Below are 14,564 nucleotides of genomic sequence, written 5' to 3' on the forward strand. Positions count from 1 at the left end.
TAATTTTGTAATGTTATAACGAAGTGATACCTTTGCCCTCCCAAATTCCCTTAATGGGAACGATGGGTTTCATTGTAAAACAGCAGTAAAATATAAAATAGGTAAGAATGCCTACAATACAACAATTAGTAAGAAAAGGAAGAGAAATTATCCGGGCCAAATCCAAGTCCAGAGCGTTGGATGCTTGCCCGCAGCGTCGTGGCGTATGTACCCGTGTGTACACTACCACTCCGAAGAAACCGAACTCCGCGTTGCGTAAAGTAGCGAAAGTGAAGCTGACCAACAAAGTGGAGGTTATCGCTTACATTCCGGGTGAAGGTCACAACCTGCAGGAGCACTCTATCGTACTGATCCGTGGTGGCAGGGTGAAGGACCTTCCGGGTGTTCGTTACCACATCGTTCGCGGTAGCCTCGATACTGCTGGTGTGAAAGACCGTAAGCAAAGCCGTTCCAAGTATGGTACCAAAAAGGAAAAGGCTAAAAAATAATTTGTAATAAATAGTTCGAAATTTTTCAAATAAATGAGAAAGCAAGCTGCTAAAAAATTACCCCTGGCTCCCGATCCCAGGTTCCAGGATAAACTGGTAACCCGTTTCGTGAATAACATCATGGAGCAAGGAAAAAAGAGCATTGCCTACCGTATTTTCTACGATGCGGTTGACCGTGTTAGCCAGATGACCAACGAAAACGGCTACGAAGTTTGGAAAAAAGCACTTTCCAACGTAACTCCCGCCGTTGAAGTACGCAGCCGCCGTATCGGTGGTGCTACTTTCCAGATCCCCGCAGAAGTTCGCGCCGACCGTAAAGTGTCCCTGAGCATCAAATGGCTGGTTCGTTACGCTGGCGACAGGAATGGTAAGAGCATGGCTGAGAAACTGGCGAACGAAATCGTAGCCGCCAGCAAAGGTGAAGGTGCCGCTTTCAAAAAGAAAGAAGATACCCACCGTATGGCTGAAGCTAACAAAGCATTCTCCCACTTCAAGGTATAACCATCCCGTTTTTTTAAGACGGTTTGTAAACATATCAAAGGCTGGTCCGGTTCTCCCGGATCAGCCTTATGTTTTTTATATATAGCCAATCGTTAACCTTCACCCACCTTCGACTGCCCCGCATCTTATCTATGCGAAAATTGTTTGTTATGGATTTAGAAACATATAAGTGTGAGCCCATCATCTTGCGCAACACTTACGATGCATTTTGTTTCGAAAGTATCGGCCCTAAAGGAGGAATTCAAAAAGTAATTTATTTCTATCCAATTATATTAATTGGTAATTCTTATGTGAATTTATCTTTTGGAGATTGGGATGAAAAAACAAAAGAGGTGAATGACGAATCAATTTCAAACAATGGAGATACAAGTAAAATTCTCGCCACTGTTGCATTTACGGCTTTGCAATATGCTCGTCAGCACGACAGAAAACCCATATTCGTTATGGGAACGTGTAGAGCACGGACCAGATTATATCAAATGGCGTTGAATGCTCATCGTTTGTTAGTTGAAAGTTTGTTTGTCGTGTCTGGATTAATTGCCGGTGAATGGCAGGAATTTGTTCCGGGAAGAAATTATACAGCCTTTATGTTTTCAATCAGATAGGCAATTGTTAGGAAAATAAAATATGCGAAATGATAATTGTAAAGCTATCCAATGATTCATTGGACAAAGATACCAGACTCATTGAAGTTGGAACCTGGGATCCGGGGGTCGATCTTTCGAAAGATCCCTTCATTGTGAGAAAAGCACAAGCAGCCATTGAAGTGCTGACGAAGCATGCATTTCCCGGTCATGATTTATTACCAGGTAAAGCAAACGTTTCAAACCGACCATCATGAAAATTGTAAAACTGTCCAACGATAGATTGGACAAAGACACAAAGCTGATAATAGTCGGCGAATGGAATCCGGATATTGATTTTAGCAATGACGCCTTCTTTATAAAGAAGAAAAAATGGCGGAAGTGCTGATTCAGCGTGTAGGTTTACCCGATAAGAAATTATTATCCAGGTAGCAATAATTCCTTTACATGCATTACCTATAAACGAAACAGGCTGCCATAGAAACGGCAGCCTGATAATAAATAGGGGAGGGATAGTTGATTATTTCACATTGACCAGCACCTTGATCTTCCCGTTGCCGGATTTGAGTTCCTGCAGCGCTTTCCCAAGTACCTGGCCCATTTTTACTTTTTCGGGATCGGCTTTCATGGCGTAACCAGGCCTGCTGGAAGTCACCAGCAGATCACCGCGCTCGATGGGGCCACCTTCGTCGCATACTTTCGTCGGGATCACGCCCACCACGCCAACGGGCACCTGCTCGGAGGGAGCATCGAGGTCTTCCTGCTCTGTTAGCAACACGCCTGGCTTCGTCGCATACACGCCCGCCACCAACGTAGAATAAGCCTGTGCCGACTTCTCCATCATCCGGTCTGTCCGTTTGGAAATCACCATCACATCTCCCGGCTCGTAGCTATCGCGTGCACCTTCCACATCGAATGCTTCCGCCAGATCGGCTCCGCCATTCGTCGTTCCACTATTGAAAAAGCCCATTCCCGTGTTGGAAATACGCGCCACATTGCCGCCGTTTCGTTGGAAAACAGCGAGATTACCCGTCGCATTCTGCTGGTTAACCAGCAGAGCATTGCCGGTTCCCTGGTTCTCAATCGTGACAATAGATTGCGTATTGGCGGTATTCGTGTTCAAAAAGTGAGCGGCTCTGCCCATACCTGTCGTCGGAATAAAGCCCTGCACTGCATTTCCGGTGCCGGTGGTACTGCCAGCAACCCCGTTGCCTTTGGCGGAAACCGCATATATGCCATCCCCGCTACCTGCGGCTAGCGCAGTAATACCGTCGCCGTCACCGTTTGCGTCGGTTGCATGGAAAGATCCGCCGGAGCCACTGGTACCTTTTGAAACGCCATATACACCAGCAGTACCGAATGAAGATGAACTCGTTGTGATTTCGCCTTGTACCGCAGCACTGCTGCTTGTGGTGTTATCGATCCTGAAACTGCCCGCGGGGCCTGTACCCTCTGTAGTAGTGAGAAGCGCCGGATTATTGTTGGCTGCATTTCCGTTGGAGAACCAACCTGCAAAGCCGTTGGAAATAAGCGATGTTCTTCCGTGCACGGCAGCACCTGCTCCGTTTACGATGCTTTCTATGGCATTCCCGTTTTTCATAGCGGTTGCACTGAATGTAGTGCCATTCCCATTTCCAAGCGCCACCAGCGCAATGCCATTACCGGATGAATTGGAAGAATGGAAGATACCGCCAAATCCACCGGTACCGGAAGCCACGCCATATACCGCCGCGGCTCCAAAGTTGCCGAATATCGTATTGACTTCTGCCCTTACTGCTGCGCCTACACTGGTCGTGTTGTTGATCGTAAAGGAAGAGGCATTGCCCAATTTATTATCGGGTACGTTGCCTTTGCCGATAGAATAAACTTCCAAAGTATTGGCATTGATATTATCCGCATTGGAGTTTGTAAACCTTCCTGCACGACCGGTGCTCATGCCTGCGCCGATCTCACCCAACACGCCAATTCCCGTATTAGACTGGTCGCTGGAGATAAATCCCCGAACACCATAACCTCCACCGTTATTGCGGCCAACGACTGCCCCGGCGATGTTGCTGGTGGTACGGCCCACTACGGCTTCGCCTGCGTTGTTGTTATCGCCAATAATACCGGCACTTATCTGAGAATTGGCAACGCCATGTATGGCAAAACCGGTATTGGTGGTAGCAAGCACGCCCTTTCCCGAGCCGGTAGTCGACACGCTAATGATGTTCCCGTTACCAGCGGATGAGGCATTGAGCACATTATTACTGTTCGCATTGTTATAGATGACAATATCGGCTGGGATCCCGTTATTGCTGGTAGCAAGCAAACCCGTACCCGTATTGCTGTTGGCATACACGCCGTAACCGTTGGCGGTGGCATTGCCATACACGCCCAGGCCATTCGGCGCTGAACCATATAATCCCCATCCACTGCCGGCATGCGAGCCCCATACGCCAATTCCCAATCCGCCGGTGCCATTATTCAAACCGCGCACGGCTGTAGAAAAGCCACCAGGCGCGGTGGAAGAGATAATCCCCCGCACTGCTGTAATATTGGACGAAGTGGTGTTGTTGACGCCTTCGATGGAGGCGCCGTCGCCATTGTTGCTCAACGAGAGCAGTGTAGCCGCATTGTTTTCGGTAGTCACATATGGTAGCGTGAGACCGCCACCGCCACCACTTGCCGGCGCCCAGTTGGTGCCGTCGAACCGGAGGTATTGTCCGGAAGCAGGTGTTGTGTTGCTGATGGGCGTTCCCTGCAATTTCGCTACCGTCGGATCCGGATACGTGCCGGACAGATCGCCACCTGCTGTAACGCCATTGATATCGCCAGCTGTGCCCTGGGGGCCGGCAGGACCGATGGGGCCTGGATCACCCTGGTCACCTTTATCACCTTTGTCTCCCTTATCACCTTTATCGCCCGTGTTGCCCTGAAGCCCCTGTGCGCCGGGGTCTCCTTGATCGCCCTTGTCACCTTTATCGCCCGGCACACCCTGGATACCTTGCACGCCTTGCAAGCCAGGTAATCCTTGCAGTCCGATGGGACCAGGGTCTCCTGCATCACCTTTGTCGCCTTTGTCTCCCTTATCACCTTTATCGCCCGTGTTGCCCTGAAGCCCCTGTGCGCCGGGGACTCCTTGATCGCCTTTATCACCTTTATCGCCCGGCACACCCTGGATACCTTGCACGCCTTGCAAGCCAGGTAATCCTTGCAGTCCGATGGGACCAGGGTCTCCTGCATCACCTTTATCGCCGGTTAGGCCCTGGATACCCTGCGCACCCGGATCACCCTTTTCCCCTTTGTCACCTTTATCGCCGGTTGCACCTTGCATTCCTTGTACGCCGGGATCACCCTTTTCCCCCTTGTCACCTTTATCGCCGGTTGCACCTTGCATTCCTTGTACGCCGGGATCGCCTTTATCCCCTTTGTCACCTTTATCACCGGGAACGCCTTGAATACCTTGCACACCAGGGTCGCCTTTATCCCCTTTATCTCCCTTATCGCCGGTTACACCTTGCATTCCTTGTGCACCAGGATCCCCCTTCACACCCTGAACACCCTGTGGACCCGCATCTCCTTTCGCACCCGTTGCTCCCGCAGGACCCGTAGCGCCCGCCGGTCCCACAGGCCCAGGCGCCCCCGTTGCCCCCTGCGGCCCCGCAGGCCCCTGCACCCCGGCAGGACCGGGATTGCCATCTGCAGCATACAACGCAAACGGAACGCTCATCAGCTGCTGGGTGCCCAGTGTCTGGAAACCGCCGCCGGTATTCACTTCCACCTGCAAAAACTGGTTGGCGTTTTTCCAGGGCACTGCCGCGAAAGTACCGCTGACCGGGGTACCGCGACCCACCTGCAGGTTAAACAAACCCATCGCATTGGTCGTAGTCTGATGGGTTTCCTGGTATTCAATAGCGCCGTTCGGCCCGCCGCCACGAATGGAAAAGCGAACCCCCAGCGACTGCGCTGCCACTACGGAGCCATTGCTGTTACGCGCTACCGCCTGGTAATTAATGCCCGACAATGCATGCTGTGCACGCGCAGCGAGAGCGGTCGACATCAGCAGCATTAATGTGTATATCGTTTTCTTCATGAATTTATTTTTTAGAAACAGCCGGTTTGATAGGCGCCGCTACAGGCTCAACGCCCTGTGCCGCCGGAGTAATCGTTGGAGTTGTGCTTGCCGCGGCGTTTGCTTTCGCTTGTTGCGCCGCCGCAGCGGCAGACATTTCCGAAGGCAGTTGCTCTCCCGATGCGCGCTGTTGGATATTCGCCTGGCGGGCGGCCATGGGAGCCGCCCCGCCCAGCGGTCGTGCGGGGAACAGGTAATCCATGATCGATGCCGGTGTGCTCAATTTAACAGGAGCAGCCTGTACCCGTAAGGGAGGTTTTGATGCAGCCTGGCTGGCTGCTGTGATTAGCTTATCGAGCTTGGCCTGTGGGTTATCCGCTTGTTGCGCCAGGGCAGTGCCGGAGGCAAATAGCAACAGCGTTGTGGTCATTGACAGTAACTTATGCATGTGACTTTATTAAATGATGTTACGATAAAGTTTAAAATCAGTTATCCCTGAATGGGGTGTACATGAGCGTGAAGTGCAGGCTCTGCCTCTGACGGATACTTGGCACCGTGGGCAGCAGCCATGCAAAATCCAGTTGGAAGCCTTGCACACGTACACCGAAGCCCGACGAAAATTGCTGCCGGCGCCCTTTTTCCGGATGCTCGTAGAAATAGCCGGTCCGCACAAAAAATGCATCCCGGTATGCATACTCGATCCCGCCGGAGAAGGCGCATTCGCGCATCTCCTCAGCAAAACCGCCCGGTGCGTCGCTGAACGAAGTGAAGATGGATTCTACGACGCTTCTGTCGGGATCTTTACCTTTCTCGATCTCGTTGGTCGGCAACCCGTCCGCATCCAGCTTGTAAACGGGGGAGTAGGCACGAGCAGTTTGTGGATTTCCGCCGCTAGCGTGAACTTATGGTCTTCCGTATGCACGAACGTGTAGCCGCCGCCGATACGGAGCCCCATGGGTAGGAACGATCTCCCGTCAGATGCATCCGTGTAAGAAAGTTTTGAGCCGATATTTGTCAGGCTGAGGCCCCAGGCAAAACGGTTATTGCCGTCGATATGATCTTTATATCCCTGCGAGTAAAATCCGATATCCCCAGCCACGGCGGATGCGGGCTTCTGCAACTGACCGTTGTAATGACCATTGCCCAATTCGCTGCGGATATATCGTGCAGTAATGGAAAGGGCGTACCTGCTCCCGAGTTTGCGCGCATAGGCAAGGTCGATGGCGTATTCCCGGGGCTTGTATTGCTGCAGGAGATTGCCGTTATCATCGCGGAAGGTGACGTCGCCGTAATTGAAGTAACGGATAGCGGCGCCGAGACTTTCCTGTCCGTTCCAGGTTTTGAATCCAGACAGATACGTCATGTTCGTCTTTTTGTCAGACAGATCGTACATCCAGGGCGAGTACGATACGCTGGCGCCGTATTCGCCGGCGAAGGGAAGTTTGGCCGCGTTGCCGGAAAGCGCATTGGCATCTGGCTCGAGGCCGGTGATGGCGCCGCCCAATGCGTTGCTCCGGGCATCGGGGTTTACGAGGAGGAATGCGGCTCCGGTGTTGACAGGGCGGAGCGCGGTGGTTTGTGCCACCGACGGGGTTGCCGCCAGCATTCCCGCGATAACGGGAATCAGTTTATATAATTGCATGGTTTCCGGTTTGGACTATTGAACGATGAGTTTTTCGGTGAAGACGAAAGCATTGACTTTCACCATCACGGTATAAATTCCTGCCGCGAGTTTATCGACCGAAGTGGGGATCACGACTTTACCCGGGGCGAAGCTCCGGTTGTCCTGGAGGATTACCTGCCCGGAGGTGTTGAGGATCATGAAGGAAACGAAAGCGTGCGTCAGGAGGTTGAATTGAATTTTGAATGTAGTGAGTGCGGGATTGGGAAAGAGGGAAAAATCCAGTACGGGATTGCGGCCGGGTAGCAAGGGAGGCAGTACTTCCGGCTGCTGAAATCCTTGCGTCAGCAACCTGGAACCTGCTGAAAAAGTAGTGATCGAAGGCTCGCCGATGGTATAATCGAAATGGATGCCGCCAACTATTCCGCTGCCTCCGGAAGTGGCTATTACTTGTCTTGCCATCACCCACTGCCCCCTGGAAGGGAGATTTGCAGCGGCTATGATCATAATGGTAAAAAGGATGCCGGGTAAATGTGTCTTCATCGTTTGGAATATGGTGATCGGTTAATTTATTGCTAAAGCAATAGCATCCCCGAAGGCTTACGGCGGCCATCGGGCAAATTGTTGATATACTGTCTTATCAGCGGAGATAGTTCAGCATGTTTCCGGATATGTGCTTCAAGTAAAGTATGGTAAAAAAGGGCAGCGGTAACTGCGGCGGTAAATCAAAACGATAGTTAAAATCAGTGGTGCAAAGGTTGGTGCAACGGGGTGCAAGGTATAAAAAATGTCAACAAAATCCGAGCAAATTGAGAATTGAATGCGGTAAAAAACAATATAAAAAGAAAAGGCCGCTTCCATGAAGCGGCCTTTTCAATACGTATGTGCGTTATCGTTATTTATTTCACATTCACCAGCACCTTGATGACGCCGGTTCCGCCGCTCAGTTGCTGCAATGCTTTACCGAGTACTTGTCCGGTTTTGACTTTATCGGGATCGGCTTTCATGGCGTATCCGGGTTTGCTTGAAGTAACGAGGAGATCGCCGCGGGCGATCGGTCCGCCTTCGTCGCAAACTTTGGTGGGGATAACGCCGACTACGCCCATGGGAACGTGTCCCAGCTCCTCATCCGTAGCCTGGCCTTCGGTTAATAATACGCCCGGTTTTGTGGCGTATACGCCTGCTACCAATGTGGAATAAGGCTTGGCGGATTTTTCCACCATCCGGTCTGTATTCGTTGAAATCACGAGGACGTCTCCAGGTTCATAAGCATCGGATGTTCCTTCTACGGCGAATGATTCCGCGAGGTCAGCGCCGCTAACTGCGGTTCCGCCATTGAAGAAGCCGCGGCCGGCTTTGTTGATACGCGCTACGTTGGCGCCCACGTTTCTGTATATCGCAATATTCCCGGAAGCGCCACGATGATCAACCAATAAGGCGGTACCGGTACCATCATTACGGATATCTACGGTAGATTCTCCATTCGCGGTATTGAAATTGCTGAAACGTCCGGCGCGCCCTGTCCCGAAGTTCGGTGTCCAACCATAGATCGCCGAGCCGGTGCCATCGGCGTTCGCTTCAATGGCATTGCCGTTATTGGAATTCGCTACGATGCCTTCACCGGTGCCATTTGTCAGCGCGATCAAAGCCGGGCGCGGGTTGGTGGCGTTGGATATATAGAAAAGGCCCGCCGTACCCCCGGTTCCATCGGCACGGCCATAAACGCCTGCCGTCCCGAAGTTGGCGAAGATGGAATTCACAACGCCTACTACACCGGCGGATGTACCTTGTGTATTGTCGACAGTAAATTCACCTGCGTTACCGTTGCCCACGGTTTTAGCGGTGACTACCGGGTTGTCGTTATCTTCATTAAAGTGCTCGAACCGGGCGGCCCGGCCGGTAGCGAATGTTGGCACCCATCCATACATAGCTGTACCTGCACCGTCTATGTTCGACTCAACGCCATTACCATCTTTCCCCGCGTTTGCCGTGATGGCATTGCCGTTGCCATCGGTGAGGGCAATTAAAGATGCCCCATTCCCGGAAGGGTTGGATGCATAGAAAAGCCCTGCGCGGCCACCGGTGCCCGACGAAACGCCGAAAACGCCCGCCGCTCCGAAGTTGCCGAAGATGGTATTAACTTCAGCTCTCACGGCAGCGCCTACACTGTTATTGTTATCCAGCAGAAATGAAGAAGCGTTGCCAAGGGTATTGTCGGGGATGTTCCCTTTGCCATTGGAAACTACTTCAAATGCATTGGCATCGGTATTGTCTGCATTGAAGTTCTCGAATCTGCCTGCGCGGCCTGTACTGCCATTCAACCCTACCTGTCCTAACACCCCTACACCCGTTCCCGCAGTGTTCGTTGCGATAAATCCGCGTACACCATAGCCGCCGCCATCATTACGGCCTACCACGGCCCCGGCGATATTGCTTGTCGTACGGCCAACCACGGCCTCGCCGCCACCATTATTGTCACCAACTATGCCAGCACTGGTTTGGGATGAGGTAATGCCTTGCACGCCAAACCCCCCAACCGTAGAAGCCCTCACACCCGCGCCGTTACCTGTCGTTGATACGTTGACAACCGTTCCGTTACCCACGGAGTTCACCACCAACGCGTTATTATTATTGGCATTGTTGTAGATATTGATAGAAGCAGGTATGCCATTGTTGCTCGTAGCCTGCAGACCTGTCCCGGTATTGCTATTTGCATAAACCCCGGTTCCACTGGCACTGGCATTGCCATATATGCCTAATCCATTCGGCGTAGTACCGTACACACCCCATCCGGAACCATTCTGAGATCCCCAAACGCCAACACCCAGGCCGCCGGTACCATTGTTGATACCGCGCACCCCGGCAGAAAATCCGCCCGGAGCGGTGCTGTTAACAACGCCGCGAACCGCAGCTATGCTGCTGGTCGTCGTATTATTGATGCCTTCCAATGAAGTACCATCCCCGTTATTGGTAATGGAAAACAGCGTGGCCGGATTGTTCTCCGAAGCGGAATAGGGAAGCGCAAGCGCGCCGCCGCCGCCATTGTCAGCCGCAGGCGCCCATTCCGTTCCGGAATATTTCAATACCTGGCCCGCCAGGGGAGCAGTTACCGCAACTGGTATCGTCTGAATCCGGGCTACGTTGGGATTAGGATAAGCGCCACCCAGGTCGCCGCCTGCGGCGCCGTTCGGCGGCAGGCTTGTAGGGATCAGACCCGGCGCCAGTTTAGGAAGGGTGATCGCCCCATCCGCAACCTGTAAAGTATTCACTGCGTCGTTCGCAATCGCGGGGTTGGGATAAGTGCCGCTCAGCGATCCGCCGGCTGCTACTCCATTGATGTCTCCCTGAGGCCCAGCAGGTCCAACCGGCCCCGCAGGCCCAATCGGTCCAATCGGTCCGGCAGGTCCCATTGCGCCAACCGGCCCCGCGGGTCCTACTGGCCCCTGTGGCCCCGCAACTCCGGCAGGCCCCGCAGGACCATCTGCCCCTGTAGCACCCTGAGGCCCCACCGGCCCAATCGGCCCAACAGGCCCCGCAGGACCATCCGCCCCAGTAGCACCCTGAGGCCCCACCGGCCCAATCGGCCCAACGGGCCCCGCAGGACCATCCGCCCCAGTAGCACCCTGAGGCCCCACCGGTCCAATCGGCCCCGCAGGACCATCCGCCCCTGTAGCACCCTGAGGCCCCACCGGCCCAATCGGCCCAACAGGCCCCGCAACTCCGGCAGGTCCAACAGGACCCACCGCGCCGGCGGGCCCCACAGGCCCCTGGGGACCCGCAGCACCTACGGGCCCGGCAGGACCAACAGGCCCCGCAGGACCATCCGCCCCTGTAGCACCCTGAGGCCCCACCGGCCCAATCGGCCCAACAGGCCCCGCAACTCCGGCAGGTCCAACAGGACCCACCGCGCCGGCGGGCCCCACAGGCCCCTGGGGACCCGCAGCACCTACGGGCCCGGCAGGACCAACAGGCCCCACGGGACCAGTCGCGCCATCAGCACCCGCAGGTCCAACCGGGCCCACAGGACCCGCTGCACCCGCCGGCCCAACAGGCCCGGTAGCGCCATCAGCTCCGGCAGGTCCCACAGGCCCCACAGGCCCCGCTGCACCCACCGGACCCGCCGGACCCGCAGGGCCCGTTGCGCCCGCAGGACCAACCGGTCCGATAGCGCCTACAGGTCCGGCCGGACCAGCAGGGCCCGCAGGACCGGCGGGGCCGGGATTCCCGTTGGCGGCGAATTGCGCGAACGGTACAGACATCAGCTGGTTGGTGCCCAGCGTCTGAAAACCGCCGCCCGTATTCACTTCCACTTGCAGGAACTGGTTGGCGTTGCCCCAGGGCACACCCGCGAAGGTGCCGGTCACCGGCGTGCCGCGCCCGATCTGTAAAGTGAACAGGCCAATAGCGTTGGTAGCTGTATTATGCGTTTCCTGGTACTGCACAGCACCGTTCGGCCCGCCGCCCCGGATGGAGAAACGGACGCTCACGGCCTGGTTGGCCAGCACGGAGCCGTTGGTGTTGCGGGCTACCGCCTGGTAATTGATACCCGACAAGCCGTTTTGGGCATAGCTTCCCAGCGCGATTGTCAGGCAGAAACATAAAATGTATAGCGATTTCTTCATTGTACTCAGTTTTTAGGGGTTGTAGCTTTGGGCTTCTCGAAATGCAGCGAAGGTTCTTTGCCCTGGGCTGCCGGATCAATGGTTTTAGCGGCTGCCTTGGCAGATTCGCCGGCTTTGTCTTTTTGTGCGGCATCCGCATCGGAAGCGCTGCTCGGGAGTTGCCCGGCAGGAGCTGCCTTTGCCGTGGCCTTTCTCGCACCTGCAATACTCCGGGGTACGCCGCCGCCGTTGGAACCGGGGAAGATGTGTTGCTTCACAGCCTGCGGCGATGCAAGGGTGGCTTCTTTGGGCTTGGTGCTTACTTTCAGCGAGGATCTGGCGGAAGTAGCGGCAGCGCCAGCTTTGGGCGCGAAGACAAAGTCTTTCAGGCTGCCTTTCCCTTCGACTTTCGGTTGATGCGTTTGCTGCGCGTTGACTGCGGTGAATGCCGTCAGCAGCAGGATTTGGATGGTCAGGAAAAACTTGAACATGTATTCTGGCTTTATTCGGTGATAGGAAAGGTTTTATTATCTGTTATCCCTGAAGGGTGTATACATGAGTGTGAAGTTCATGCTCTTCCGCTGCCGGATGCTGCCGCCGGTGGGGATGAGGTAGGCGAAGTCGAGCTGGAAGCCCTGCACCCTTACACCGAATCCGGTGGAGAACTGCTGGCGGTTTCCTTTGGCGGGATCTTCATAGAAGTATCCCGTCCGCACAAAGAAGTTGCTCTGGTAAGCGTACTCGATGCCGCCTGCGAAAGAAAACTCGCTGATCTCCTCCCTGAATCCCCCGGCGCATCGCCGAACGAAGTGAAGATGGATTCGACGACACTGCGGTCGGGATCCTTGCCTTTCTCGATCTCGTTGGTAGGCATGCCATCTTGGTCGAGTTTGTAGGTGGGCGGGGTGGGGACGAGGAGTTTGTTGACGTCCGCAGCGATGGTGAACTTATGGTCTTCCGTTCTCACGAAGGTGTAGCCACCGCCGATGCGGATGTTCATGGGCAGGAAGGTTTTGGTGTCGCTGGCGTCGGTATAGGACAGCTTGGTACCGATATTGGTAAAGCTGATGCCCCATGCATACCGGTTGTTGCCGTCGATATGGTCGGCATATCCCTGGGAGTAGAGGCTGATATCCCCTGCCACTGCGGAGGCCGGCTTTTGCAGCTGCCCGTTGTAGGTGCCGTTGCCAAGCTCGCTGCGGATATACCTGCCCGTTACGGCGAGGGCGAAAAGGTTACCGAGCTTTCTGCCATAGGCGAGGTCCACGGAGTATTCCCTGGGTTTGTACTGCTGGAGAACGGTTCCGTTATCATCCCTGAAGGTGACGTCACCGTAATTGAAATAACGGACGGCTGCGCCCAGACTCTGCTGTCCGCCCCATGTTTTGAAACCAGAGATATAGGCCATGTGGGTCTTTTTATCGAGGAGGTCCCACATCCAGGGGGAGTAGGACACGCTTGCGCCCCATTCTCCCGCGAAGGGGAGCTTTGCGGCATTGGCGTAGATGGCGTTTGCATCGGGCTCCAGCCCGGTGACGGCCCCGCCGGTGGCGCTGCTCCTGGCGTCGGGGTTGACCATCAGGAAGGGGGCGCCTACGTTGAGCGGCTGCTTAGCTGACTTCTGTGCCATCAACGGGCGTACCGCCAGCAATCCCGCCAGAAGGAGGATGGTATTCAAATGCTTCATGGTATACCGTATTAGGCTATTGAACAATAAGTTTTTCGGTGAAGGTGAACTGGTTGACCTTCAGGATAACCGTGTAAATCCCCGCCGCGAGCTTGTCGACGGACGTGGGAATGACGACCTTTCCAGGCGCATAATCCCTTACATCCTGGTAAATGACCTGTCCTGCGGTGTTCATGAGCAGGAAGGAGACATTGGCGTTGGTGAGGAGGCTGAACTGGATCTTGAAGGTGGTCAGTGCCGGGTTTGGAAACAGGGAGAAGTCGAGCACGGGCATGCCGCCGGGTATAAGCGGCGGCAGGATCTCTGGCTGCTGGAATCCCTGTGTAAGGAGGATGGGCCCTGCGGACAGAGGGGAGATGGCGGCTTCTCCGATGGTATAGTCGAAATGGATACCGCCAACGATGCCTGATCCGCCGGAAGTGGAAGTCACGTGCCTGACCAGCACGAGTTGCGACCGGGCAGGCAGCCACGAGATGGCCAGGAACATGGCCAATAAAAGGTGTTGGGTAGAAATTGTCTTCATAGATCAATTCTCAAAGGGGTGAAAAATCAGTAAATGCGCCGCATCACGCTGCAGTCTCGATTCTCGGAAAAGACGACAGGGCTGGTATACGGAATATGTTTCTGCTTGGTTCGGTTGAAATGGCTTACGACGTACGGGGTACCCCGACAGTTACTTTCAAATAGGTTAGCGGACGACAGGACATGGAACGCTGTTACGCGTTTTTCTTTGGTTGTTGATATAAACGTATACCGGTTTCCGGTAGAACCGTTTTCGATAGGCAGGAATTGAATAGGAGCAGCTTTGCTGCGGTCGGGTCCTTTTCAATAATGATGGTTAAATATGGAGGTGGGAGATCCTGGGGTAATGCATCACAGGTAGATGTACTATTCTCAGATCGATTGCAAAGTAAGTAATTAAGCATGAGAAAAATTGGATCAATCATAAAAAAATGGAAAAAGGCCGCCCCGGAAGAGGCAGCCATACACAAAACCATACATATACCCTTGCTCTCGTCAAAGAATGT

General features: G+C 54.3%; 13 protein-coding genes. 4 read left to right on the plus strand and 9 right to left on the minus strand.

Annotated elements, in window-relative coordinates; all coding sequences use genetic code 11:
- The first annotated feature begins 107 nt into the window (after positions 1-107).
- The 4 genes from rpsL to WJU16_RS18295 all read left to right on the plus strand — a co-directional run bounded on the left by rpsL (position 108) and on the right by WJU16_RS18295 (position 1,830).
- Complete coding sequence (rpsL, locus tag WJU16_RS18280; protein ID WP_109698242.1) at positions 108-488, plus strand: 30S ribosomal protein S12; 381 nt, start codon at positions 108-110, stop codon at positions 486-488.
- A 33-nt stretch (positions 489-521) separates the two neighbouring features.
- Positions 522-989 (plus strand): 30S ribosomal protein S7, encoded by a 468-nt coding sequence (gene rpsG, locus WJU16_RS18285; RefSeq protein ID WP_341834891.1) that lies wholly within the window; start codon positions 522-524, stop codon positions 987-989.
- 149 nt (positions 990-1,138) lie between these two features.
- A complete protein-coding gene (locus WJU16_RS18290; RefSeq protein WP_341834892.1) occupies positions 1,139-1,594 on the plus strand; it encodes a DUF6934 family protein in 456 nt (151 codons plus the stop codon).
- Between the two features lie 29 nt (positions 1,595-1,623).
- Positions 1,624-1,830 carry a hypothetical protein gene (locus WJU16_RS18295; RefSeq protein ID WP_341834893.1) on the plus strand — a complete coding sequence of 69 codons (207 nt, stop codon included), beginning with the start codon at positions 1,624-1,626 and terminating at the stop codon, positions 1,828-1,830.
- 263 nt (positions 1,831-2,093) lie between these two features.
- Here the strand turns inward: WJU16_RS18295 and WJU16_RS18300 are convergent, their stop codons facing one another.
- From WJU16_RS18300 to WJU16_RS18340, 9 genes are all read right to left on the minus strand, one after another.
- The gene (locus tag WJU16_RS18300; RefSeq protein ID WP_341834894.1) at positions 2,094-5,648 is read right to left on the minus strand and encodes a hypothetical protein; all 3,555 of its coding nucleotides are present in this window, start codon (positions 5,646-5,648) and stop codon (positions 2,094-2,096) included.
- Between the two features lie 4 nt (positions 5,649-5,652).
- Complete coding sequence (locus tag WJU16_RS18305) at positions 5,653-6,057, minus strand: hypothetical protein (RefSeq protein WP_341834895.1); 405 nt, start codon at positions 6,055-6,057, stop codon at positions 5,653-5,655.
- Between the two features lie 55 nt (positions 6,058-6,112).
- On the minus strand, positions 6,113-6,457 hold the full coding sequence (locus tag WJU16_RS18310; RefSeq protein ID WP_341834896.1) for a PorV/PorQ family protein: 345 nt from the start codon (positions 6,455-6,457) through the stop codon (positions 6,113-6,115).
- The gene (locus WJU16_RS18315; RefSeq protein WP_341834897.1) at positions 6,406-7,269 is read right to left on the minus strand and encodes a PorV/PorQ family protein; all 864 of its coding nucleotides are present in this window, start codon (positions 7,267-7,269) and stop codon (positions 6,406-6,408) included. The genes WJU16_RS18310 and WJU16_RS18315 overlap by 52 nt, the downstream gene beginning before the upstream one ends.
- A 15-nt stretch (positions 7,270-7,284) precedes the next feature.
- Entirely contained in the window at positions 7,285-7,791 is a 507-nt protein-coding gene (locus WJU16_RS18320) for a T9SS type A sorting domain-containing protein (protein ID WP_341834898.1), read from the minus strand.
- A gap of 356 nt (positions 7,792-8,147) precedes the next feature.
- On the minus strand, positions 8,148-11,870 hold the full coding sequence (locus WJU16_RS18325; RefSeq protein ID WP_341834899.1) for a hypothetical protein: 3,723 nt from the start codon (positions 11,868-11,870) through the stop codon (positions 8,148-8,150).
- Positions 11,871-11,875: 5 nt separating this feature from the next.
- Positions 11,876-12,340, minus strand: a complete 465-nt coding sequence (locus WJU16_RS18330) for a hypothetical protein (protein WP_341834900.1) — start codon at positions 12,338-12,340, stop codon at positions 11,876-11,878.
- A gap of 152 nt (positions 12,341-12,492) precedes the next feature.
- The gene (gene porV / locus WJU16_RS18335) at positions 12,493-13,536 is read right to left on the minus strand and encodes a type IX secretion system outer membrane channel protein PorV (protein WP_341834901.1); all 1,044 of its coding nucleotides are present in this window, start codon (positions 13,534-13,536) and stop codon (positions 12,493-12,495) included.
- Between the two features lie 16 nt (positions 13,537-13,552).
- A complete protein-coding gene (locus tag WJU16_RS18340) occupies positions 13,553-14,059 on the minus strand; it encodes a T9SS type A sorting domain-containing protein (protein WP_341834902.1) in 507 nt (168 codons plus the stop codon).
- Positions 14,060-14,564: the final 505 nt, after the last annotated feature.

This window comes from Chitinophaga pollutisoli (assembly GCF_038396755.1).
In the GTDB taxonomy this organism is placed as follows: domain Bacteria; phylum Bacteroidota; class Bacteroidia; order Chitinophagales; family Chitinophagaceae; genus Chitinophaga; species Chitinophaga pollutisoli.